The organism is Streptomyces sp. NPDC005492 (assembly GCF_040605995.1).
Taxonomy (GTDB): Bacteria; Actinomycetota; Actinomycetes; order Streptomycetales; family Streptomycetaceae; genus Streptomyces.
The window spans coordinates 57,293-78,916 of record NZ_JBEXDX010000001.1 but is presented as its reverse complement, the minus strand read 5'-3'; the positions used below and the strand labels follow the sequence as shown (position 1 = coordinate 78,916).

The following is a 21,624-nucleotide window of genomic DNA, read 5'->3' as shown; positions in this document are numbered from 1 at the left end:
ACCCAACTCCCCCGCATGGTCAACCCAGTTGAGCCGCCAACGCCGACAACAGCCCCGCCACCCCGGCCGCCCCGTCCACCATCAGATCCGCCCGTTCCCGAAGTTCCGTGACCTCGTCGCTTCCGCTGCACACCAGGAGGCCCGGGACGCCGTCGGAGCGGAGTTTCTCTACTGCTGCGAAGGCGGGGAGGTCGCCGAGGTCGTCGCCCGCGTAGAGGATGGATTCGGCGGCGGTTTCGCGGACGTGGTCGAGGAGGGCTACGCCCTTGTCCATGCCGGGGGGGCGCAACTCCAGGACCATGCGGCCCGGTTCGACGATCAGGCCGTGGTGGGAGGCGAGGTCGGTCAGGGGGGCGCGGAGGGCGTCGAAGGCGGCCTGGGGGTCGGTGGCTCGACGGGTGTGGACGGCGAGGGCGCGGCCCTTTTCCTCGATCCAGGTGCCCTGCCCGGCGCCGATGCGGTCGAGGAAGCCGGGGAGTTCGGCGCGGACGGCGGCGACCCCGGGGTGCGGGGCGGGGGCGGTGACGGTGCCGCTCGCCGCGTCCCAGCGCTCCGCGCCGTAGTGGCCGAGGACGACCAGGTGTTCCAGGCCGCGGACGCCCGCGAAGCCGCCGTTGCGGACCGCCACTTCGGCCGGGCGGCCGGTGATCACGGCGACGGAGGCGACTCTCGGGGCGAGTGCGGCCAGTGCAGGTACCGCGTCCGGGTGGGCCCGGGCCTGCTCGGGGTCCGCGACGATCGGGGCGAGCGTGCCGTCGAAGTCGAGCCCGATCACCGCGGCGGAGGGGTTCGCGAGGATCGCGGCGAGGCCCTCGCGTCCGGCGGCGGTGACGGGGGTCGGCACTACGTCATCAGGGCTGGCCATACGACGAGCCTATCCGGGCGGGCCGGGACCACACCTGCCCCTCACCGCTCCGAGCGGCGGCTTTCACGGACCCGTCTCAGCCTGTTCACCGTGACCGGGTCGTGGGCCAGCGCCCGGACGTCGTCCAGCAGGGCGTTGAGCAGTTGGTAGTAGCGCACGGGGGCCAGGCCCAGCTCCTCGCGGATCGCGCGCTCTTTCGCGCCGGGGCCCGGGAAGCCGCGGCGCTCCAGCGCGAGGATGTCCTGTTCCCTCCGGTTCAGCGAGGGCCGGTCGCCGTCCTTGTCCATGTGTCGAACGGTAGACCCCGCCACTGACAACCGCCCCGCCCCGCTACTTGCCGCTCTCCGCCAGCGTCGCCGCCGACTGCAACTGCCCCAGCACCGCGCCGGGGCTGCCGTTCGCCGCCACCGCCTGCCCTATGCGCTTCTTGATGTCCGCGCTGACCGTGGCCCAGGACGTGTTGCCGACCGGGTAGAGCGTCGACAGCGGGAGTTCCTCCAGGAACGGCCGCAGCGCCTTGTCCTGCTTGGCCGCGGCCATCGCCTCGGACGCGGAGTTGGTCACCGGCAGCAGGTCGTACTCGCGGGAGAAGGCGAGGACGTTCTTCTCCTCGTAGACGAAGTCGAGGAAGTCGCCGATCTGGTCGCGGTGGCCGTTCTGCTTGAAGGCGGTCATCCAGTCGGCGACGCCCATCGTCGACTTGGCCTTGCCGGTCCGCCCCGGCATCGCGACGGTGCCGAACTTGACGCCCTTCCTGGTCGCCTGCTGGATGAGCGTCGGGTGCCCGTTGAGCATGCCTACGTCACCGTTGGCGAAGGCGGCGAACGCGTCCGCGCGGTTCAGCTTGGCGGGTGCGACGGGACCGGTCAGGCCCTTGGCGACGAGGTTGTCGCGCAGCCAGGTGAAGGTGGCGATGTTCTCCGAGGAGTCGAGGGTGTAGGTCCCGATGTCGTCGGTGTAGCCGCCGCCCCCGCCGAGCAGCCACTGCATCGTCTCGGCCTGCGCCTCCTCGGAACCGAGCGGCAGCGCGAACGGGTACTTCACGCCCCGCGCCTTCAGAGCCTCCGCGTCGGCGGCCAGCTCGCTCCAGTCCTTCGGCGGGGTCAGGCCGGCCTCGGCGAAGAGGGTCTTGTTGTAGAAGAGGACGCGGGTGGACGCGGCGAACGGCATGCCGTACTGGATGTGGTTCACCTGCCCCGCGTCCGCGAGCGCCTCCAGGAAGTCGGCCTCCACGGGGATGGAGAGCACGTCGGCGGTGGAGTACAGCTTGCCCGCGTCCGCGTAGTCCGCGTACGCGCCGATCTGTGCCATGTCGGGCGCCTTGCCGGCCGCGACCATGGCCTTGACCTTGGCGTCGACGTCGTTCCAGGAGTACACACTGACGTCGATCTTCACGCCGGAGTGCTTCGCCTCGTAGGCCTTGACGAGTTCGTCCCAGTATTTCCGCGAGCTGTTGGACGCGGAATCGCCGTAGTCGGCGGCGACCAGCCTGAGGGTGACCTCGCCGGAGTCCCCGGTGAGGCCGCAGCCGCCGAGGACCGCCGTCATCCCCAGTACGGAGGTCACCGCGATCATTCCTGTCCTGCGCCGCTGCACTGCTGAATCCCCAACCTTTGCTGTCGTGACGTTCGCTCTGCGAACCCATAAGGTCTACACCACGTGAGTGGACTAGACCTCTCGCGGGTCGGCGGGCCACACTGTCCCCCGTGAGACATGTCATCGCCCTGGATGTGGGCGGCACCGGGATGAAGGCCGCCCTCGTGGGGGCCGACGGCGAGCTGCTCCACCGGGCCCGCCGGGCGACCGGCCGCGAGCGCGGCCCGGACGCCGTCGTCGAGCACATCCTCGACTTCGCCGCCGAGCTGCGCGCCTACGGCGAGGAGCACCACGGCGAGCCCGCGGCCGCCGCCGGCGTGGCCGTTCCCGGCATCGTCGACGCCGAGCGGGGCATCGCCTCCTACTCCGCCAACCTCGGCTGGCGCGATCTGCCCCTGCGCGATCTGCTCGCCGCCCGGCTCGGCGGTGTCCCGGTCGCCCTCGGCCACGACGTCCGCACCGGCGGCCTCGCCGAAGGCCGCATCGGCGCGGGCAAGGGCGCGGACCGCTTCCTGTTCGTACCGCTGGGCACCGGCATAGCGGGCGCGATCGGCATCGACGGCCGGGTCGAGGCGGGCGCGCACGGCTTCGCCGGCGAGATCGGCCATGTCGTCGTACGGCCCGGCGGGACCCCCTGCCCCTGCGGCCAGACCGGCTGCCTGGAGCGGTACGCGTCCGCCGCCGCCGTCAGCGAGGCCTGGGCCGCGGTCACCGGGGAGCCGACGGCGGACGCGGCGGACTGCGCCAAGGCCGTCGACTCCGGCGACCCCCGGGCCCACTCCGTGTGGCAGGAGGCCGTGAACGCCCTCGCCGACGGCCTGGTCACCGCCCTCACCCTGCTGGACCCCCGCACGATCATCATCGGTGGCGGGCTGGCCGAGGCGGGGGAAACCTTGTTCACACCACTGCGGGAGGCGGTCCGGCGAAGGGTCACTTTCCAGAAGCTGCCGTCGATCGTGCCCGCGGCCCTCGGGGACACCGCCGGATGTCTCGGTGCCGGGCTCCTGGCCTGGGATCTCCTCAACCACACCGACCGCACGGAGGTAACGCCCTGATGGCAACCGGTCCAAGGCCCCTCATCCTGTCCGGCGCAACGGTCGTCCTCCCGACCGGAACCGTCAGGGACGGCCGGGTCATCGTCGACGGCACCCGCATCACCGGTGCCGCCCCCGACAACGCCGACGTGCTCGACGTCACCGGGCACTACCTGGTCCCGGGATTCGTGGACATCCACAACCACGGCGGCGGCGGAGCCTCCTTCACCTCCGGCACGGTCGACGACGTCCTCAAGGGCATCCACACCCACCGCCTGCACGGCACCACCACCCTGGTCGCCTCGACCGTCACCGGCGACATGGACTTCCTCGTCCAGCGGGCGGGCCTGCTGTCCGAGCTGGCCGAGCAGGGCGATCTGGCCGGTATCCACTTCGAGGGCCCGTTCATCTCGCCGTGCCGCAAGGGCGCGCACTCCGAGGCGCTGCTGCGCGACCCCGACCCGGCGGACGTACGCAAGCTGGTCGACGCGGCGCACGGCAGGGCCGCCATGGTCACCCTCGCGACCGAACTGCCGGGCGGACTCGACTCCGTACGGCTGCTCGCCGAACTCGGCGTGATCGCGGCGATCGGGCACACGGACGCGTCGTACGAGCAGACGGTGGAGGCGATCGACGCGGGTGCGACGGTCGCCACGCACCTGTTCAACGCGATGCCGCAGCTCGGCCACCGCGAGCCGGGTCCGATCGCGGCGCTGCTCGAGGACGAGCGCATCACCGTCGAGTTGATCAACGACGGTACGCATCTCCACCCGGCCTCCCTGGAGTTGGCGTTCCACCATGCGGGCGCGGACCGCGTGGCGTTCATCACGGACGCGATGGACGCGGCGGGCTTCGGCGACGGCCGGTACATGCTCGGCCCGTTGGAGGTCGAGGTGAGCGAGGGCGTGGCGCGGCTGGTGGAGGGCGGCTCCATCGCGGGCTCGACCCTCACCCTCGACCGGGCCTTCAAGCGCGCCGTGACGGTCGACCGGCTGCCGGTCGAGGACGTGGTCGCCGCGATCTCGGCCAACCCGGCCAGACTGCTGGGGAGTTACGACGAGATCGGCTCGCTGGAACCGGGCAAGTACGCCGACCTGGTGCTGCTGGACTCCGCGTTCGACCTCAAGGGCGTGATGCGGCGGGGTACTTGGGTGGTCGAGCCTCAACTGGGCTGATCCGTGACGGATTCACAGGAGACGGTGGGCGGTCGCGGTCTGGGCCGACCGCCGTCTCTTTGGCATGATCGATCCTCCGGAACTACCGGTTCAGAGGGGGAGGTCGGGCCCGGTGATTCTCACGGTCACACTGAACCCCGCTCTCGACATCACCTACCGGATACGGGAGTTGCGGCCGCACGGCACGCACCGCGTCTCCGAGGTGACCGAACGGCCCGGTGGCAAGGGCCTGAACGTGGCCCGGGTGCTGGCCGCGCTCGGCCACGAGGTGACGGTCACGGGTTTCACCGGCGGCGCGACCGGACGCGTCGTACAGGACCAACTCGCCTCTACGCCAGGCGTGTTGGACGCGCTCGTCCCGGTCTCCGGCGCGACCCGGCGCACGATAGCGGTCGTCGACGAGCTGACCGGTGACACGACTCAACTCAACGAGCCCGGCCCGACGGTGACTTCGGCGGAGTGGGCCGCGTTCCTGGCGGCGTACGAGGGGCTGTTGAGCGGAGTGTCCGCGGTGGCCCTGTGCGGAAGTCTGCCGCCGGGGGTGCCGGTGGGCGCGTACGCCGGACTGGTCCGCACCGCCCGGTCGGCCGGGGTGCCCGTCCTCCTCGACACCAGCGGCGAGCCCCTGCGCCGCGCGGTCGCCGCCCGGCCCGACATCATCAAGCCCAACATCGAGGAACTGGCCGAACTCACCGGCTCCCACGAGCCGTTGCGCGGCGCCCAGGACGCGCGGCGCCGGGGCGCGCACACGGTGGTCGTCTCACTCGGCGCGAAGGGCCTGATGGCGGTGACCGCCGAGGCCCACTGGCACGTGACACCGCCGACCCATCTGCGCGGCAACCCGACCGGCGCGGGCGACTCGGCGGTGGCGGGACTGCTGTCGGGCCTGGTCGAACAACTCCCCTGGCCGGACCGGCTGTCCCGCGCGGTGGCCCTGTCGGCGGCGACCGTACTGGCCCCGGCGGCGGGCGAGTTCGACCGCGCGGTCTACGAGGAGTTGCTGGGGCGGGTCAGTCCTTCACCAGGTACAACTGGTCGAAGTTGACGTCGCACTGGTTGCCCTGCTCGCAGGAGATCTTGATGGTGTTGGTGCCCTTGTTGAGCTGGACGGACGCCCAGGTCTCCGTCCAGCCCTTCTCGTAGTCGCCCGCGGCGGCCTTCGCGAAGTTGCTCAGGTTGAGCGCGCGGGACTGGGCCTTGCCGTTGACCGTGAGCGTGGCGGTGGCGTCCTTGCCGGGTACTCCGTAGTTGACGTACAGGCGGTAGCTGCCGCTGTCCGCGATACCGCTCGCGTTCCACGTCAAGGACGCGCCGACCGCGTTGAACCCCGCCACATAGACACCGCCGGCGGCCTTGGCGCCGGCGACGTCGGACGCCGTGGTGGCGCCGCCGCCCAGCAGCACGGCCTTGGCGTCGATCTTCGGCAGTTCCGCGTCGGCCGCGGCGCTGCTGCTGGCCGACGGGCTCGACGAGGCGCTCTGCGAAGCCGACGGCGTGGACCCCGCCTGGTCGCCGGACTTGTTGTCGTCGCTGCCGTTCATCATCGCGACGCTGATGCCGATGACCACCGCGGCGACGACCGCGATCGCGCCGATCAGCAGGCCCTTGGTGTTGGGGCCGCGGCCCCGGCCGCCGCCGTCGTTGTAGGACGGGGGCTGGCCGCCGGCGGGCGGGCCGCCGGGGAAGGTCTCCGGGGCCTGGTAGTGCGCGTTCGGCTGGGCGCCGTAGGACTGCTGCTGGGGGACCGTCTGGCCGTAGGGCTGCTGGTACTGCGCGGTGGAGGCGGCGGCCTGCTGGCCGCCGTACTGGCGCTCGCCCACCGGGCGCACGCGGTTGACGGAGCCCGGGTAGCCGTAACCGCCGCCTGAGGGCGGCTGGGCTCCGTTGGCCTGGCCGTCGGCGTAGAGGTAGCCGAACGGGTCGTCGTCCTCGGGCGTGCTCGCGCCGTTGTTGCCGGACGTCATCCCTTGGTACTCCTCAGCAGGTGCGGGTGCAGATACGTCAGCTTCAGATGCGTCTTCGATGTGTCTTCGATACGTCTGGAGAACTGCGAGCCTACCCGTTCCGCGTCGTCCAAACGGGTGACTCAGACCGCATCAGACCACTGACCTGGAGATCATCCCGCGCGTCTGTGCTGTTTGGGACGAGATCGTTTCTCGATGTACATCCGTTCGTCAGCGGACTTCAGGACCTCGTCCGCCGTCATGCCGCAGTGGGCCCATCCGATGCCGAAACTGGCCCCGACCCGCATGGCCCGTCCGTCGACCCGGATGGGCTGGATGATCTCGTTCCGCAGGCGTACGGCCAGGTCGGCGGCGTCCGCCTTGCCGAGTCCGTCGGCCAGCACCACGAACTCGTCGCCGCCGAGCCGGGCCACCGTGTCGCCGTCCCGCACGGCCCGGCCGAGCCGGCGCGCGACCTCGATGAGAACCGCGTCACCCGCGTTGTGCCCGAACCGGTCGTTGATCGACTTGAAGCCGTCGAGGTCGCAGAAGAGGACCGCGAGCCCCTTGGTGCCGTCGTCACGTTCACCCTCGGGGGCGACGGTGTGGACGTGGTGGTCGTAGGCGTCGAGGAGGTCGGCGCCGGGGCGGAAGTCGAAGCCGTGGCCGTTCGCGTCGTAGGCCGGGTGTCCGTACGCGGCGTCGATGGACTCGATCTCGCCGGGGAACGCGGACTGCGGGCGCTGGCAGAGGCGGGCGGAGAGGCGGGTGCGCAGCTCCGCCGAGTTCGGCAGGCCGGTGAGCGCGTCGTGCGCGGCGCGGTGGGCGAGCTGGAGCTCGCGGCGCTTGCGGTCCTCGATGTCCTCGACGTGGGTGAGGAGGAAGCGCGGTCCGTCGGTGGCGTCGGCGACGACGGAGTTGCGGAGCGAGACCCAGACGTAGGTGCCGTCCCGGCGGCCCAGGCGGAGCTCCGCGCGGCCGCCCTCCGCAGACGTTCTCAGCAGCGTCCCTATGTCCTCGGGGTGCACGAGGTCGGAGAACGAGTACCGGCGCATCGCGGAGGCGGGGCGGCCAAGGAGCCGGCACAGAGCGTCGTTGCTGCGGAGTATTCGGCCGTGCTGGTCGCCGCCCATCTCGGCGATGGCCATGCCGGAGGGGGCGTACTCGAAGGCCTGCCGGAAGCTCTCCTCGCTGGCGCGCAGGGCCTGTTGCTCACGCTCGAGCCTGACAAGTGCGCGCTGCATATTCGCACGTAGACGCGCGTTGCTGATCGCGATGGCGGCCTGGAAGGCGTACATCTGGAGCGCTTCGCGCCCCCATGCGCCGGGCCGGCGGCCGTTGCGCGGCCGGTCCACGGACAGGACGCCGATCAGCTCGCCGCAGGAACCGCCGGAGACGCCGGGCGTGTACATGGGCGCGAAGAGCCGGTCGGAGGGGTGCCACTCGTCGTCGAAGCGGGGTGCGGGGCCGTCGGTGTACCACTGCGGTACGTCGTCCTCGTCGAGGACCCAGCCCTCGGTGTGCGGTATGAACCTCAGGTCGCCCCAGGCCTCGCCCATGTTCAGCCGGCGCTCCCAGGAGCTGCGCGAGCCGACGCGGCCGGTGATGAGCGCCTCGGCGGCGGAGTTGCCCGCGAAGGCGGCGACCACGAGGTCGCCGTCGGGGCGGACGAGGTTGACGCACGCCAGCTCGTACCCGAGCCCGTTGACCACGCCGTCGGCGACGGTCTGCAGGGTGTCCGCCAGGCTGCGGGCGGTGTTCATGTCCGCCATGACCGTGTGCAGTTGTCGCAGGGTCGCAAGACGGACGTAGGGTTCCGACTCGGTCTCCATACTCGCCCTCCCCCCGAGACCTCGCAGCGAATCAAGGGTCATCTTCCCCGCCACTGAATCACAGCGCGCTGCCCACTCGGTACACAGGGTCAACAATTCATACCTCTTGTGACTCAAGTCACAGCAGAAGATGAACAATTGAGAGGAGTTTCTGCATTTTCCCTGTGCGTTTACTGAACGCAAACTTTGTAGGTGTGTGGACATGATGCACGACGATGTTCCATCGCGTGGTCCCTTGGTCCTAGGACCTGATTGGGCCGCAGGTCCGATGCGGTGCGCGGAGGACGGAGATTAGCGTTTCGCCCGTGCTGAAGACCGTGACAACCGCCAACGCCGATCCCTCCAGGCATGCTGTGGGGGTGAGCAACGACGAGTTCCGCGCCGCCCTCGCACGGCTGGCCGCGGGCGTGGTCCTGGTGACCGCGCACGAGGAGCCGTACGACCCGGACGACCCGCAGGCTCCGGTCGGCGAGGACGTGGGCATGACCGCGACCGCCTTCATGTCGGTCTCCCTGGACCCGCCCCTGGTCCTGGTCAGCCTCCGTAACGGCTCCCGCATGGACGACCTCCTCGACGAACAGCCCCTGTGGGCGGTCTCCGTCCTCTCCGAGAGCCAGCGCCACATCGCCGGCCGCTTCGCCATGAAGGGCCGCATCAGCGACCGCCTCCTCTTCGACGACCTCCCCTACGTCCACGGTCCGGCGTCCGGCGCTCCCTTGATCCGCGGCGCCCTCGCCACCCTCGAATGCCGCACGGAACAACGCATTCCGGCCGGGGACCACACGCTCGTCATCGGGCGGGTGCTGACGGCGGAGGTGGGCAGCGCGGAGGACGGTCCGCTGACGTATTTCCGGGGCAGGTACCGGCAGTTGGGCTGACGGCCGAGTCGGTCGCCTGACCGGGCGTGATCGTCGACGAGGGCCGGCCTGTGGCGCCTGGACGTCGCGGCCGATGAAGCGGGCCGCGGTTACGGGCGGTTCGGGGCGGGGTCCGTGGCCAGCGAGATCCGCCGCTGCGGGGTGCCGTCGGCGATCGGGGCGATGGCGCCGTCCACCAGGGCGGGCGGTGCGAGGCCGGCGAAGTGGGCGACGCCGACCGCGCCGGACACGACGGCGGTCACCGGCTGTCCAGCGCGGGCCACGACGTCCCGGCCGAGCCCGTTCGCCAGTGCGTCCGCGCCGTCCTCTCGCATGGCGGCGAGAAACGCGTCGGCGACCACCCGTCGCGGGTGCGATCCGATGCGAAACGTACGGCGAGAATTCACCGCCGTTCTCGTCCCCATCCCCGTTCCCGTTCTCTTCACTTGAAGGGGAATTCGAAGTCGCCCACAGCCAAGCGCAGTTGCCGGGATTACCCCCAGTCCCGCCCCGTCCGCCCCCGCTTCGTGTCGGAGCGTGCCTTCTTCTCTCGCAACCGGCGTTCATTGATGCCGCGCGGAATACGGGTGGCCCGGCGCGGTTTCGGTGGGGGTGCGGTGGCCTCGGCGAGGAGGGCCGCCAGGCGTACGGCGGCGGTCTCGCGGTTGCGCCACTGGGAGCGGTGCTCGGAGGACCGTACGGTGACGACGCCGTCGACCAGCCGCGGGGCGAGCCGCTCCAGTGCCCGCGCCTTCCACACCTCGGGCAGCGCCTCGGTCTTCGCGAGGTCGAAGCGCAGTTCCACCTGGGTGTCGCTGGTGTTGACGTGCTGCCCGCCCGGCCCCGACGACCGCGAGAAACGCCACACCAGCTCGGCCTCGGGCAGGGAGACGGAGCCACGGATGAGATAAGGACCGGACATGCCCCCATGGTCGCGCGCCTGTCCCGTCCACGTCACGCCAATTACCCGGGAGGTGCCGGGTAAAGAAAGTAAAGCCACGTGGAACCTTCGGCACCCCTCTTGGCGTTCATAGGGGTACCGGTAGCTTCGTCCTCAGTACGAAGCCCGCACCGCAACGAGGGAAGGACTCCCAACCATGGCTGTAAGCCTGTCCAAGGGTGGCAACGTCTCGCTCACCAAGGAGGCCCCGGGCCTGACCGCCGTCACCGTAGGCCTCGGCTGGGACGTCCGCACCACCACCGGCACGGACTTCGACCTCGACGCCTCGGCGATCGCGGTCAACCCCGAGGGCAAGGTGTACTCGGACGGACACTTCATCTTCTTCAACAACAAGTCGACCCCGGACCAGACCATCGTCCACACCGGTGACAACCGCACGGGCGAGGGCGCGGGCGACGACGAGGCGATCAACGTCAACCTGGCCGGTCTCCCGGCCGACATCGACAAGATCGTCTTCCCGGTCTCGATCTACGACGCGGAGACCCGCTCACAGAACTTCGGCCAGGTCCGCAACGCGTACATCCGCATCGTGAACCAGGCGGGCGGCGCGGAGATCGCCCGCTACGACCTCTCCGAGGACGCGGCCACGGAGACGGCCATGGTCTTCGGCGAGCTGTACCGCAATGGCGCGGAGTGGAAGTTCCGTGCCGTCGGCCAGGGTTACGCCTCGGGCCTGGTCGGCATCGCCCAGGACTTCGGTGTGAACGTCTGACGTTCGCCGACTTCGTCGAAGCCCCTGGCCCCGGCCGGGGGCTTCGGCCTGTGCGGGGACGGGGAGCCGACGGAACGTCCGGGGTCCCACAGGGGCCGCTCAGTCCCGTATGGCAGTGTGCCGGGATCAACAGCGCTCGGCCCCCTGGAAGGACAGCGAGCCCTATGTCGTTCGGACCGTCCCCCGCCGGTTTCGGGCCTCCCCCACCCCCTGTCTGGACGCCGCCGACCGCGACCGAGCGGGCGCTGCTGGAGGCGAAGACGCGCGGTGACTGGGCCACCTGCTACGACGTACTCGCCGGCGTCCGCCTCTACTACGAGATGTCACGCGAGGCCTACGACGCCCACCCGGACCGCGTCCACCGCATGTTCGTCCGCGACCTGCGCACCGGCACCAGGCACTGGGAACTCTTCACCGACGGCATGCTGCCCGCACCGACACCCGACCCGGTGTACTCGCGGGCCTCGCTGCGCTGGATCGCGGACGCCTGGGACCCGCGGTGCCCGCCCGCGATCGTCGTCAACCCCGGTTCCCCCTGCGAACTCACCCTGCCCTACGGCCCGCCGGGCACCACCGACTGGTCGCGCGTGGCGGAGCGGGCCGGTGTCCCCGACACCTCCATGCGGCTGCGCGCACTCCATGTCGGCGGCGCGCTGCACGGCCCCGTCGCCCACGGCCTGGCCTGCGGAGCCCTCCTCTGCGTCAGCAACGGCTCCCTGTGGAACGCACCGGCCTGGCACGGACACGGCTACGACGGTGAGCGCCGGCGGCTGCGCGAGTGGTGGGGCATCACCACCCGCGCCGAGTGGCAGCACCATCTGGGCAACCTGCTCGCCTGCGAAGCGTCCAGCTCCGTATGGGAGTTCGCGCTGAGCCTGCGCCGCACCATCTCCCGCGACTTCGGCGGCCATGTCGACACCGGCTACTGGCGGCAGGCCGTGGCCACCGTCATCCGCGCCAACTCCGAGGGCGCCACGGTCATCACCGAGGACGGCGTCACCCGGACCGACCCGCGCCCCGCCGCCGAGACCGAGGCGCGGATAGAAGGCGTGCAGCGGCTCATCGGCCGTATCACCCGCTACGAGGCCCGGATGCGGGCCGACGGCATCCTCGACGAGAACCGCCATGTCACCTCCGTCGAGGCCTGGGACCTGGGCCGCGCCTCGAAGATGGCCCGCTGGGGCCTCGGCGCCCGCTTCGCCACCCTGGCGGAGACCCTGTCCGCCCTCGTCCGGGCGGGCCGCGCCGCCGCCCTCGCCTACCGCTCCTGGCCGGACTTCTCCGCCGGCTACATCCTCGGCCGCTGCCTCCACTTCGACGAGGAGGAGTTCGGCGACTGGTACCAGGACATGGTCGCCGCCCACCACATCCTGATGACGGACGCGGGGAGCCCCTGGCTGAACATCCCCTTCCGTTAACCCGGTTCACTACCGCAGCATCCAGCTCTCCACCCGCCGCACAGTGGTGCGAATGTTCCGGCTCGTGTCCTGCGGAAGGCGGCGCAGCAGTTCGCGGGCGCCGTGGCGGAGGCGGTGGTCGGCGGTGGTGCGGAGCAGGAGGCGGCGGGTGGGGGCGATCCTGCCGGGGGTGCCGACCGTGAGTCGGAGCTGGCCGCCGGGGCCGGCCCAGGTGGGTGAGACGAGGCGCGGGGGTGTGCCGACGGCGACGGTGCCGAGGGAGATCCGGGTGCCGCCCCGGGCGGGGGCCAGCCGGGGGCGGCGGCCGACGCCGAGCACCTGGGCGCTGGCCCAGACCTGGTAGGCGCCGGGGTCCATGGGCCCGTCGCCGGTGAGGGTCAGCGGGTCGATGACCGTCTCGCCGGCGACCACGACCCGGTGACGGCCGCCGCCGAGCGGTTCGAGCGTCGGCGTCAACTCCCCTTCCGGGTACCACCAGTGGTCGCGGGTGGTGTCGTGGACGATGAGTTCCCCGTGCGCGTAGGAGAAGGGGTCGGGGACCTCCCAGTCCTCCGCTCCCCCGATGCCGTCGAGGAGTTCGGGGTCGAGCAGCATCCGTCCGTCGCGCTCCACGACGGTCAGCGGCTGGCCGTCGCCCCGGACCATGCCGACCCGGGTCCGGATCACCAGCCTGCCGTTCCGCCACCGCATGTCGTCCACGTCGACGTGCGCCCTGATCCGCTCGGTGCGGCGGGCGAGTTCGACCAGGGAGTCCAGCCGGTCCCGCACGAGCAACTCCGCCCGCAGCCTGCTGATCGCCGGGAGCCCCTCGCTCACCCCCGGCGGATAACTCGTCATCGCCATCCGCCGGACGGTGGTGAAGTACTCCTCCAGATCCTTCCCCGTGCGCCGCAGCACCCGCGGCTCGCTCACCGGCCGCAGCAGCTCCACCCGGTACGAACGGCGCAGCAACCGGTCCTGCAGATCCCCCGGCGGTGTGCCCTCCTTGATCGCCTCCACCACACGGCCCAGGTGGCCGTAGTAGTCGTCGGCGGTGATCCGGCGACTGCTGTTGTTGCCGCCGTCCTCACGCCGGTTCCAGCGGTAGCAGGGGTAGTCGCCGAGGATCGACACCGTCCTGGCCCGCACATAGGTGCGCGCCATGAAGAGCTGGTCCTCCAGCCTGACCCGCCCCTCCGGGAAGCGGATCCCGTGCTCCCGCAGGAAGTCCCGGCGGAACATCTTGTGCGGCGTCAGGCTCTCGAAGAGCGGCGCGTCGGCGGCGGTGCAGCGCTCGACAGTCCGCCTGAACACATTGCTGGGCCCCTGCATCGTCCCGTGGACCTTGCCCAGCACGATGTCCGACCCGTTGCGCGCCGCCAGGGCGTAGAGCCTCTCCAGCGCCTCGTACGACAACTCGTCGTCCTGGTCGACGAACTGGACGTACTCCCCCTTGGCCCGGTCGATGCCCACGTTCCGCGGCTTGCCCGGCCAGCCGGAGTTCTCCTGCCGGTAGACCCGCACATGCTGATGCGCCTGGGCCAGCCGCCCGAGCCGCTCGGCCGAGTCGTCCGTCGACCCGTCGTCGACGTACACCACCTCGTACGCGTCGGCCCCCAGGCTCTGATGGACGAGCGACGGCGCGCAACGCTCAATGTAGGAACCGGCGTTGTACACCGGCACGACAACGCTGACCTTGATCAAAACATCCCCCCCCGGGACAAGTGCTGTTGGAAGACAAGACACTTGCTGTTGGGGAGAAGTTGTACGGCGCTTGGCACGAGCGTTAGGAAACACGGACGGCCGCCCCACACGCCCACGGATCCGGCACGCGCCCGGCGACAGGCCCTAACGTGCCCCCATGTTCCTCGAACCGCTCACACCCGCCGAGGCCGGCGCGCTCCCCGGCGAGCTGCTCACCGAGCTGACCGCCCTCTACGCCTCCCACCACGCCTTCCACGCGCTCAGCGGCGACTTCCCGGACCCGGAGGACATCCGGCCCGAACAGGTGGCGACCGCGCTGGCCGACGAACTGGCCGACCCGGAGGTGGAGGTGCTGCTCGCCCGGAGTGCCGGTCGGCTCGTCGGCATCGCGATCACCCTCCACACACATCCCGACCCGGCGGACGAGGACCCCTGGATCGGCCTGCTGATGGTGGACGCGGCTCAGCAACAGCGCGGATACGGGCGGCAGTTGGCGACCCTCGTCGAGGACCGCTTCCGCGCGGCCGGCCGAACCGCCGTACGCCTGGCCGTACTCGACAGCAACCCCCAGGGTCTCGCCTTCTGGACCGCCCTCGGCTACGAGGTCATCGACCACCGCGAGGACCGCCAACTCGGCCGCCCCTGCACCGTGTTGCGCAAGCAACTCCGCGGGATCCGCCACTGCGCCCGCCTCGCGGTGCTCGACCCCGCCGGTTCCGTCTTCCTCTTCCGCTACGACGACGCCGAGACCGGCGAGGCCTTCTGGGCCCTGCCCGGCGGCGGCCTCGAAGGGGACGAGACCCCACGCGAGGGCGCCCTGCGCGAACTGCACGAGGAGACCGGCTGGACCGACCTGCAGACCGGCCCCCTCCTGTGCACCAGGGAGGTCGACTTCACCCTCTCCGGCACCCCGGTCCACCAGCACGAGCGCATCTACGTCACCCACGGCCCCCACCGCGAACCCACTGGCCCCCACCTCGCCGCCGCCCACGCGGAAGACGGCATCCTGAGCTGGCGCTGGTGGCCCCGGGAGGAACTACGGGCGACGACGGAGACCGTGTGGCCGACCGAACTCGCCGAGCTGCTCGACGAGTTGGATGAGCCGGAGGGGCGATATCAAGATCGCTGACCTCAAAGCGACAGCTCCGCACTTCCAGACCCACAGCACCGACCTCGCCAAGGCGCTCACCAAGCTGAAAACGGCGCTCGGAGCGGCGGGTTCCCCATGGGGTGACGACGATCAGGGCACCGCCTTCCACAACGCGTACGGTCCTCACGTCACACAGATGGAGAACGCGGCACAGATCCTCACCGACGGCCTGGCCAGCATTCACCAGGCGATGACGGACATGGCGGACGGCCACATCGACAACGAAGAGTTGGTCCGGGCCATGTTCAGCAAGGTCTCCGTCAAGGGCGGCGAGAGCGGTGACGACAGCAAGTGAGCGTCGCCGACAAGGCCAAGAAGATCGTCCAGGACGTGACCGGGATGTGGTGGCCGGCCGCCGACGAGGACGGACTGCGTAACGCGGCCAAGGCATGGAGGGACTTCGCCGACGACGTCGAGGACGTCGCCGCCGCGGCGAACAAGTCGGCCCGCTCCATCATCGAACACAACAAGGGCGAGGCGATCTCCGCCTTCGACGACCCGTACTGGCGCCGCTACTACTACGCCAAGCACGGCTGGCTCCAGGACATGATCGACGGTGCCCGGGACATGGCCAAGGCCCTCGACAAGTACGCCGACGCCGTCCACGCCGCGACGAAGCACCTCGAACACGAACTGGAGATCGTCGGGGCGACGATCATCGCCGGGACCGCCCTGGCCATCTTCACCGCTGGTATCTCCGAGGGCGCCGCCGCGGCGGCCACCGCGAGCATCGTGGAAATGGCCGGAACGCTCGGCGTGACCGTCTCCACCGAGGTCGCCACCATCGCCGGGACCACCCTGGCCACCGCCGCTCTCGGCGGCATCGAGTCCGTCACAGTGGACCTCGCCGTCGCCCAGCCGGTCGCGATCGCCACCGGCGAGAGCAAGGGCCTCAGCCTCGACGAGGCGAGCGACTCCGCCCTCTACGGCATGGCGTTCGGCGGTCTGTTCGGTGCGGGGGCCGGGACGGTCAAGGTGGCGACCGAGGCCGGAGGCTTCGGGAACCTCTTCGACGGACTGGCGCTGCCGGGCACCCGGGCCGCACTGCCCGGCGCGCTCGACCTCGACTCGCTCGTCGACGAATCGCCCAAGCTGATCCGCCAGGACGACGACTTCGGTGCGACCCACAATCCGTTCGGCCTGAAGAAGTCCAGGTTCGATCCGGACGTCGGCATCATCCCCGCCGATCCGGACGGCGAGATCAGCCCGCTCCAGCATGTCCCCGGCGGCAAGAACAAGGCTGCCAAGGAGTCCAGCCAGTACACCTCCTTCGCCCCGCAGGACGGCACCGGGAAGGTCTACGGCAACGAGGAGATCCGCGTCGACTATCAACGGCTTCAGAAGGACATCGACGCGGGCCAGGTCCAAGGGGTCCGGATCCTGAGCCCGGAACAGGTCCAGCGGTCCATCAACGACGAGATCGACAAGGTCGCCGGACGGGAGATCGACGTGCCCAGCACCCTGCGCGCCGGTGAGACCGACCAGGCCTCGGACTTCGTCGACGGACTCGGGCTGAGCAAGGGCAAGTCACGTAAGGTCTTGGACCGGGTCATGGCCTTGCTCAACACGCGCCGCGACGGCGAGTGGCTGATCAGCGGGACCGTTCCCAAGGAGTACGTCACCGGACCGTTCCCCACCTCCGGATCGTAGGAAAGAGCAGACCTCATGGCCGACACCAAGGACCGCCGGCAGCCCAGCCCGCAGCTCCGGGCCCTGCTCTACACCGACTTCGACGGCAACCCGGCCGACCCCGACGACGTGATCGCGGACGCTCTCGACGACGACGGCTATCTCGAGCGCACCCCCGGCCTGGTCACGATCCTCCAGGACGACACCGCCGACCCCGCGGATCGCCTCCTCGCCTGCTGCGCACTCACCAGTTGGGCCGACCCACTCGGCTACGACACGGTCGTCCGAGCCGCCGCGGCACCCGACGACGTGGTGTGGCGTGGGCAGTCCGCCGACCGGTTCTTCAGCCAGGACGACACCTTCGGCCAGCTCGCCGACGCGGTCGGAGCCAGTCGGGACATGGTCGACGAGCGCGGCACCGCCGAGCTGCGGATCGAGGCGGCGCGCGCTCTGCTTTCCCTCGCCGACCGTGTCCAGTTCGACCGGCACATCTCCTCGCTGCTGACCCGCGAGATCGTCGGGGAGGCGCGGGACGAGATCGGCGCCGTCGTCGAGCGGGGCATCGGCCGCCTGGCCTCCGGCGAACACATCCCCTACGACCTGGGTCTCCAACTCGCCCTGCTGACCGTGGCGATGAAGAAGTACGACGAGCAGGGCGCGAACGACGCGATGGTCCGCCTCGCCGCGGCCCGGCCCGGTGAGCGCGCCCTGCGGGAACTGGCGGACGCGACCGGAAGCTCCCTCTGGCTGATGTAGGAGTGACCGGTTCGGCGGGACCGATCAGGGATGGGCCGGCTTCCCGTCCCCGTACAGCCAGTCCTTCCAGATCCCGCCGAAGTCCTTCCCCGGCGCCATCCTCTCCACGTACGCCGTGAAGTCCGCCGTGTCCGCGTTGCCGTGGCGGTGTGCGGCTGCCCAGCCCTGGATGATGTCGTAGAACCTCGCGTCGCCGACCGTCCGGCGGATCTTGTGGAGGACCATCGCGCCGCGTTCGTACACGGGGCTGTCGGAGATGTGGGCGGCGGAGGTGGGCTTCGCGGGCGGGAAGGCCCAGACGCCCGCGTCGCCGTCCCTCTTGTAGAGGGCGTCGAAGGTCTGCTGGGCGGTGTGGCCGTCGTGGTCCTCGGACCAGAGCCACTCCGCGTAGGTCGCGAAGCCCTCGTTGAGCCACATGTCGCGCCAGGTCTTCGGGGTGACGGAGTCGCCGTACCACTGGTGGGCGAGTTCGTGGACGAGGGTGGCGGTGTCGGGGGCGCCGGGGAAGAACGGGCGGTTCTGCGTCTCCAGCGCGTAGCCCGCGTCGCCCTGGCGGTCGACGATCGCGCCGGTGGAGGAGAAGGGGTACGGGCCGAAGTTGTACTCCTCCCACTCCATGATCTCCGGGAGCCGGGCCAGCACCTTGCGACTGGCCGCCGCCTCGTGCGGGTCGACCGCGACGTACACGGGGAGGCCGTTCCTCAGGGTGGTGCGGGTGATGTCGTAGTGCCCGATCGCGACCGTCGCGAGGTAGGTCGCCATCGGCTGGGTGGTGCGCCAGGTGGCGGTCGTACGGCCGTCCGTCGTCGTCTCCGTCCTCAACTCCCCGTTGGAGACCGCCCGCAGCCCCTTCGGGACGGTGACCGTGATGTCGTACGTCGCCTTGTCGGAGGGATGGTCGTTGCCGGGGAACCAGGCCATCGAACCGGTCGGCTCCCCCAGCGCCAGCGCCCCGTCCGCCGTGGACAGCCAGCCCTCCTCCGAACCGTCGGGATCGGTGATCGTCGCGGGAGTGCCGGAGTAGCGCACGGTCGTCCTGAACGTCTCGCCCTCGGCGAGGGCGGCCGACGGCCGGACGGTCAGTTCCTGACCCGTCCGCGTCCAACGAGCCTTCCTGCCCTGCACCGTCAGCGACTTGACCTCCATGCCCTTGAGATCGAGGTCGAAGGCGGAGAGGTCCTGGCCGGCCCGGGCCGTGATCGTCGCCGTACCGGTCAAGGGGGTCGGGGTATCGGGGGCGTAGTCCAGGCTCAGGGCGTAGTGGCTCACGTCGTAGCCACCGTTACCCGCCTTCGGAAAGTACGGGTCACCCACACCCGCGCTGCCCCGCGCGTCCCCCGTCCCACCGCACGCCGTCAGGACGAGGGCCAGCGCACAGGCGGTGACGGTGGGGAGAAGGGGCAGGGGTCGGGACACGTTCGCGATCCTATGAGTCCCGGATGGCGCCGCCCCGGCTCATCTCCCCCGAGTCCGGCGACCGCCGTATGCTCGACTCCGTGCCCCGCTCTCACAAGAAGCCCCGCGTGCTCGTCGCCGACGGCCGCGCTTATACATGGTCACTGCGCCACAAGCACCGCCAGACCCTCGACCGTTCCCCGGGCTGTGTCCACACCCTCACGCTGTCGTCCCGGCCGGCCGGCACCAGTGCTCCCCTGCGGATCGTCTTCGTGGCCGGGCCCGGGCGGTTCGTCCCGGGCGGCGCCCCCTTCGGTTCCGGGGACGTGGGGTTCGCCCGGGGCGCCTCGCTGAACCTGCACGAACCCGGTGCCGTACGTGCCCTGCTCGACGCGGCGGCGGCCCGTGGGTGGGTGCCGCGCGCCGGAGAGACGCGGGCCGTGGAGGTCGACGGCTGGGCCCTGCTGGAGGTCGCCGCGGCCGCGCGGGACGGGCGTGGCGAGTGTCCCCCGGGGACGTCCTGAGCAGGGGCGCAGCCGCCCACCACCGACCCCGGCGAAGCGTGACACCATCACCTACGTGCTCGACATCGGCTACGCCCTCTCCAACCGCTTCCCCGACCCCCCGCAGACCGACTACCGGCGCGCGGACGTCCACGCGCTGCGGCACGACCTGTTCTGCGGGGACGTGTATCTCGCCGACACCAAGGCGGACCGGGAAGTGGCCACGGCCTGGGGCTGGGTGCCGGTGCTCGACTTCGCGTGGGCGCTGTGCGACATCGTGGAGCGGATCGACCAGGACCCGGCGGGGTCGCGGGCGTCCCGGCCGCAGCGGGCGGAGCTGGACTTCACCGAGTCCACCGACCGCATGCTGTTCGAGCGCCGCTTCGGCTGGGTGGACGTCGAGGCGGACTGGATGCGGCGGGACGAGGAGCCGCTGACCTTCTCGCACGCCGAACTCCGGCGCGAGGCACGGGACTTCCTGCACGACCTGATCGCCGACCTGGTCGACATGCATGAGGCCCTGGGCGAGAACCCGGCGATCTGGACTCTGCAGGCCCGGTTTCCCCGACTGCCCTGAACCGGTGCCTCACCCCTCCACCCGAATCCCCATCTGCACCGCCAACACCGGCGCCAGATCCAGCAGTTGCCCCATACTGATCACCGCCCCGGACAGCCGCTCCACCCCCCGCGCGATCTCCAGCTCCGCCGCCCCGCGCAGATCCACGTCCGTGAGCGTCACCCCCGTGAAGTCCGCCCCCTTCAACGCGCAGTCCACGAACTCGACGCGCTCCAGGCGGGCGTCGAGGAAGTCCGGTTCGACGAGGACGCAGCTCTCGAAGACGACGTCCCGGAGCTTGGCCTTGCGCAGGTTCAGATAGTCGATCTTCCCGCCGCGGATCACCACCCGCTCCAGCACGGCACCGTGCATCTGCACACCGCCCATCCTGGCGTCGATCACCTCGACATCACGCAGGGTCGACTCCGCGAGATCGGTGCCGACACCCCGTATGCCGGTGAGGACCGAGTCCAGCACGCGGGCGTGGTGCAGCCGTGTCTCGTCCAGCGCGCAGCCCGTCAGCGCGCAGTCCATGAAACGGGCGCCCCCGCCGTCCTGCCCCACGAAGTCCTCGTCCCGGATCTCCAACCCGTCGTAGTCCCCGTCCGGCTCCAACTCACCGCTGGCGTAAGCCTCCAGAGCCGGCAACCGCACCTCCGGCCGCCGCGCCCCCTTCACTCCACCCGTCCCGCCCACCACTCTCCTCGCCATGCCCCCCATCCTGCACCCCACCACTGACATCGAGGCCGAGGGACCCTTGACCTCAAGCATGCTTGAGGTTGAAGAGTGGCCCGCATGCATGCCATACGACTCCACACCTTCGGCCCCGCCGAGAACCTGATCTACGAATCCGTGGACGACCCTCCCCCCGGCCGTGAGGTCGCCGGAGTCGTCGAGTCGCTGGGCGAGGGAGTCGCCGGGCTGTGGCTCGGCAAGCGGGTGGTCGCACACCTCGGCTTCGCCCCGGGCGGTTACGCGGAACTGGCCGCCGTCGATATCGACGGGGTGCATGAGATCCCGGAGAACCTGGACTTCGCACAGGCGGTCGCGATGATCGGGACGGGCCGGACGGCGATGGGGATCGTGCAGTTCAGCGAGTTGACGGCGGACTCCGTGGTCGTCGTACTGGCCGCGGCCGGTGGCCTCGGAACCCTGCTCGTGCAGTACGCCGCACACGCCGGCGCCACCGTGATCGCCCTCGCGGACGGCCCCGAGAAGGTCGCCACAACACGAACAAACGGCGCCGATCTCGCCGTCGACTACACCGACCCGGAGTGGCCGGGAAAGGTCCGGGCCTGGCTGGGCGACCGCCCCGCGACCGTCGTGTACACCGTGGACGGCCTGTCGGAGCAGGTACTCGGCCCCGTGATGATGCGGAAGACAGGCACCCCGAACCCGGTCCGCACGCTGGAGTCGCGGGCCCTCACCGAGGCCGCCGACGGCCGACTCGTACCAACCGTCCACCGATTTCCACTGGCCGCGGCGGCGGAAGCGCACCGGGCACTGGAAACACGCGGGACGACCGGAAAGGTGGTATTGGAACCGTGACCAGCCACAAC

The 21,624-nt window shown here is 70.6% G+C and carries 22 protein-coding genes and 1 pseudogene; 14 read left to right on the top strand and 9 right to left on the bottom strand.

Going from position 1 to position 21,624, the window contains the following annotated elements; genetic code table 11:
- Positions 1-19: 19 nt before the first annotated feature.
- Genes otsB through ABZT04_RS00390 form a run of 3 tightly spaced genes read right to left on the bottom strand, consistent with a single transcriptional unit; the run spans position 20 to position 2,440 of the window.
- On the bottom strand, positions 20-865 hold the full coding sequence (gene otsB / locus ABZT04_RS00400) for a trehalose-phosphatase (protein ID WP_356051176.1): 846 nt from the start codon (positions 863-865) through the stop codon (positions 20-22).
- A 41-nt stretch (positions 866-906) separates the two neighbouring features.
- Positions 907-1,152: a DUF3263 domain-containing protein gene (locus tag ABZT04_RS00395; RefSeq protein WP_355906038.1), complete on the bottom strand. Its 246-nt coding sequence runs from the start codon at positions 1,150-1,152 to the stop codon at positions 907-909.
- 43 nt (positions 1,153-1,195) lie between these two features.
- On the bottom strand, positions 1,196-2,440 hold the full coding sequence (locus tag ABZT04_RS00390) for an extracellular solute-binding protein (RefSeq protein ID WP_356051174.1): 1,245 nt from the start codon (positions 2,438-2,440) through the stop codon (positions 1,196-1,198).
- Between the two features lie 131 nt (positions 2,441-2,571).
- On the opposite strand from ABZT04_RS00390, the gene ABZT04_RS00385 reads away from it, so the two are divergent.
- The 3 genes from ABZT04_RS00385 to ABZT04_RS00375 all read left to right on the top strand — a co-directional run bounded on the left by ABZT04_RS00385 (position 2,572) and on the right by ABZT04_RS00375 (position 5,715).
- A complete protein-coding gene (locus tag ABZT04_RS00385; protein ID WP_356051172.1) occupies positions 2,572-3,516 on the top strand; it encodes an ROK family protein in 945 nt (314 codons plus the stop codon).
- Positions 3,516-4,670, top strand: a complete 1,155-nt coding sequence (gene nagA, locus ABZT04_RS00380; RefSeq protein ID WP_356051170.1) for an N-acetylglucosamine-6-phosphate deacetylase — start codon at positions 3,516-3,518, stop codon at positions 4,668-4,670. Before ABZT04_RS00385 ends, nagA begins: the two co-directional genes overlap by 1 nt.
- Before the next feature lie 112 nt (positions 4,671-4,782).
- A complete protein-coding gene (locus tag ABZT04_RS00375) occupies positions 4,783-5,715 on the top strand; it encodes a 1-phosphofructokinase family hexose kinase (RefSeq protein ID WP_356051168.1) in 933 nt (310 codons plus the stop codon).
- Here ABZT04_RS00375 and ABZT04_RS00370 read toward each other — a convergent pair.
- Both ABZT04_RS00370 and cdgB read right to left on the bottom strand, forming a co-directional pair.
- Positions 5,681-6,634 carry a carbohydrate-binding protein gene (locus ABZT04_RS00370; RefSeq protein ID WP_356051166.1) on the bottom strand — a complete coding sequence of 318 codons (954 nt, stop codon included), beginning with the start codon at positions 6,632-6,634 and terminating at the stop codon, positions 5,681-5,683. The genes ABZT04_RS00375 and ABZT04_RS00370 overlap by 35 nt on opposite strands.
- A gap of 152 nt (positions 6,635-6,786) precedes the next feature.
- Complete coding sequence (cdgB, locus tag ABZT04_RS00365) at positions 6,787-8,445, bottom strand: diguanylate cyclase CdgB (RefSeq protein ID WP_356051164.1); 1,659 nt, start codon at positions 8,443-8,445, stop codon at positions 6,787-6,789.
- Between the two features lie 305 nt (positions 8,446-8,750).
- Between cdgB and ABZT04_RS00360 the strand changes: the two genes are divergently transcribed.
- Both ABZT04_RS00360 and ABZT04_RS00355 read left to right on the top strand, forming a co-directional pair.
- Positions 8,751-9,323, top strand: a complete 573-nt coding sequence (locus tag ABZT04_RS00360) for a flavin reductase family protein (RefSeq protein ID WP_356051161.1) — start codon at positions 8,751-8,753, stop codon at positions 9,321-9,323.
- 39 nt (positions 9,324-9,362) lie between these two features.
- Positions 9,363-9,464 (top strand): annotated as a pseudogene (locus ABZT04_RS00355) (GNAT family N-acetyltransferase); the annotation flags it as partial.
- Positions 9,465-9,795: 331 nt separating this feature from the next.
- On the opposite strand, the gene arfB reads toward ABZT04_RS00355, so the two are convergent.
- Positions 9,796-10,224 carry an alternative ribosome rescue aminoacyl-tRNA hydrolase ArfB gene (gene arfB, locus ABZT04_RS00350; RefSeq protein ID WP_356051159.1) on the bottom strand — a complete coding sequence of 143 codons (429 nt, stop codon included), beginning with the start codon at positions 10,222-10,224 and terminating at the stop codon, positions 9,796-9,798.
- Positions 10,225-10,399: 175 nt separating this feature from the next.
- Between arfB and ABZT04_RS00345 the strand changes: the two genes are divergently transcribed.
- Together ABZT04_RS00345 and ABZT04_RS00340 are read left to right on the top strand one after the other, a co-directional pair.
- Complete coding sequence (locus ABZT04_RS00345) at positions 10,400-10,975, top strand: TerD family protein (RefSeq protein ID WP_355924960.1); 576 nt, start codon at positions 10,400-10,402, stop codon at positions 10,973-10,975.
- Positions 10,976-11,139: 164 nt separating this feature from the next.
- A complete protein-coding gene (locus tag ABZT04_RS00340) occupies positions 11,140-12,393 on the top strand; it encodes a DUF1266 domain-containing protein (protein WP_356051157.1) in 1,254 nt (417 codons plus the stop codon).
- Positions 12,394-12,402: 9 nt separating this feature from the next.
- Here ABZT04_RS00340 and ABZT04_RS00335 read toward each other — a convergent pair whose 3' ends face one another.
- Positions 12,403-14,055, bottom strand: a complete 1,653-nt coding sequence (locus tag ABZT04_RS00335) for a glycosyltransferase family A protein (RefSeq protein ID WP_356051154.1) — start codon at positions 14,053-14,055, stop codon at positions 12,403-12,405.
- A gap of 178 nt (positions 14,056-14,233) precedes the next feature.
- Here ABZT04_RS00335 and ABZT04_RS00330 point away from each other — a divergent pair, with 178 nt between their 5' ends.
- The 4 genes from ABZT04_RS00330 to ABZT04_RS00315 are packed head-to-tail and all read left to right on the top strand — an operon-like array spanning position 14,234 to position 17,611.
- Positions 14,234-15,205, top strand: a complete 972-nt coding sequence (locus ABZT04_RS00330) for a bifunctional GNAT family N-acetyltransferase/NUDIX hydrolase (RefSeq protein WP_356051152.1) — start codon at positions 14,234-14,236, stop codon at positions 15,203-15,205.
- Entirely contained in the window at positions 15,174-15,521 is a 348-nt protein-coding gene (locus tag ABZT04_RS00325; RefSeq protein ID WP_356051150.1) for a hypothetical protein, read from the top strand. Before ABZT04_RS00330 ends, ABZT04_RS00325 begins: the two co-directional genes overlap by 32 nt.
- Positions 15,518-16,876, top strand: a complete 1,359-nt coding sequence (locus ABZT04_RS00320; RefSeq protein ID WP_356051148.1) for a hypothetical protein — start codon at positions 15,518-15,520, stop codon at positions 16,874-16,876. The genes ABZT04_RS00325 and ABZT04_RS00320 overlap by 4 nt, the downstream gene beginning before the upstream one ends.
- Before the next feature lie 15 nt (positions 16,877-16,891).
- Positions 16,892-17,611: a hypothetical protein gene (locus ABZT04_RS00315; protein WP_356051146.1), complete on the top strand. Its 720-nt coding sequence runs from the start codon at positions 16,892-16,894 to the stop codon at positions 17,609-17,611.
- A 24-nt stretch (positions 17,612-17,635) separates the two neighbouring features.
- Here ABZT04_RS00315 and ABZT04_RS00310 read toward each other — a convergent pair whose 3' ends face one another.
- Complete coding sequence (locus ABZT04_RS00310; RefSeq protein WP_356051144.1) at positions 17,636-19,027, bottom strand: M1 family metallopeptidase; 1,392 nt, start codon at positions 19,025-19,027, stop codon at positions 17,636-17,638.
- Positions 19,028-19,107: 80 nt separating this feature from the next.
- Here ABZT04_RS00310 and ABZT04_RS00305 point away from each other — a divergent pair, with 80 nt between their 5' ends.
- Together ABZT04_RS00305 and ABZT04_RS00300 are read left to right on the top strand one after the other, a co-directional pair.
- Positions 19,108-19,530 (top strand): hypothetical protein, encoded by a 423-nt coding sequence (locus tag ABZT04_RS00305; protein WP_356051142.1) that lies wholly within the window; start codon positions 19,108-19,110, stop codon positions 19,528-19,530.
- 55 nt (positions 19,531-19,585) lie between these two features.
- Positions 19,586-20,086 carry a hypothetical protein gene (locus ABZT04_RS00300; RefSeq protein WP_356051140.1) on the top strand — a complete coding sequence of 167 codons (501 nt, stop codon included), beginning with the start codon at positions 19,586-19,588 and terminating at the stop codon, positions 20,084-20,086.
- A 9-nt stretch (positions 20,087-20,095) separates the two neighbouring features.
- On the opposite strand, the gene ABZT04_RS00295 is transcribed toward ABZT04_RS00300, so the two are convergent.
- On the bottom strand, positions 20,096-20,776 hold the full coding sequence (locus tag ABZT04_RS00295) for a pentapeptide repeat-containing protein (RefSeq protein ID WP_356051138.1): 681 nt from the start codon (positions 20,774-20,776) through the stop codon (positions 20,096-20,098).
- Positions 20,777-20,860: 84 nt separating this feature from the next.
- Between ABZT04_RS00295 and ABZT04_RS00290 the strand changes: the two genes are divergently transcribed.
- Positions 20,861-21,613, top strand: a complete 753-nt coding sequence (locus ABZT04_RS00290) for a zinc-binding dehydrogenase (protein ID WP_356051136.1) — start codon at positions 20,861-20,863, stop codon at positions 21,611-21,613.
- The last annotated feature ends 11 nt before the right edge of the window (positions 21,614-21,624 follow it).

Bases quoted from the DNA above. Each gene is read 5' to 3' on its own strand.
- otsB (WP_356051176.1), bottom strand. From the start codon at position 865: ATGGCCAGCCCTGATGACGTAGTGCCGACCCCCGTCACCGCCGCCGGA.
- ABZT04_RS00395 (WP_355906038.1), bottom strand. From the start codon at position 1,152: ATGGACAAGGACGGCGACCGGCCCTCGCTGAACCGGAGGGAACAGGAC.
- ABZT04_RS00390 (WP_356051174.1), bottom strand. From the start codon at position 2,440: ATGATCGCGGTGACCTCCGTACTGGGGATGACGGCGGTCCTCGGCGGC.
- nagA (WP_356051170.1), top strand. From the start codon at position 3,516: ATGGCAACCGGTCCAAGGCCCCTCATCCTGTCCGGCGCAACGGTCGTC.
- ABZT04_RS00370 (WP_356051166.1), bottom strand. From the start codon at position 6,634: ATGACGTCCGGCAACAACGGCGCGAGCACGCCCGAGGACGACGACCCG.
- cdgB (WP_356051164.1), bottom strand. From the start codon at position 8,445: ATGGAGACCGAGTCGGAACCCTACGTCCGTCTTGCGACCCTGCGACAA.
- arfB (WP_356051159.1), bottom strand. From the start codon at position 10,224: ATGTCCGGTCCTTATCTCATCCGTGGCTCCGTCTCCCTGCCCGAGGCC.
- ABZT04_RS00345 (WP_355924960.1), top strand. From the start codon at position 10,400: ATGGCTGTAAGCCTGTCCAAGGGTGGCAACGTCTCGCTCACCAAGGAG.
- ABZT04_RS00340 (WP_356051157.1), top strand. From the start codon at position 11,140: ATGTCGTTCGGACCGTCCCCCGCCGGTTTCGGGCCTCCCCCACCCCCT.
- ABZT04_RS00330 (WP_356051152.1), top strand. From the start codon at position 14,234: ATGTTCCTCGAACCGCTCACACCCGCCGAGGCCGGCGCGCTCCCCGGC.
- ABZT04_RS00325 (WP_356051150.1), top strand. From the start codon at position 15,174: ATGAGCCGGAGGGGCGATATCAAGATCGCTGACCTCAAAGCGACAGCT.
- ABZT04_RS00315 (WP_356051146.1), top strand. From the start codon at position 16,892: ATGGCCGACACCAAGGACCGCCGGCAGCCCAGCCCGCAGCTCCGGGCC.
- ABZT04_RS00295 (WP_356051138.1), bottom strand. From the start codon at position 20,776: ATGGCGAGGAGAGTGGTGGGCGGGACGGGTGGAGTGAAGGGGGCGCGG.
- ABZT04_RS00290 (WP_356051136.1), top strand. From the start codon at position 20,861: ATGCATGCCATACGACTCCACACCTTCGGCCCCGCCGAGAACCTGATC.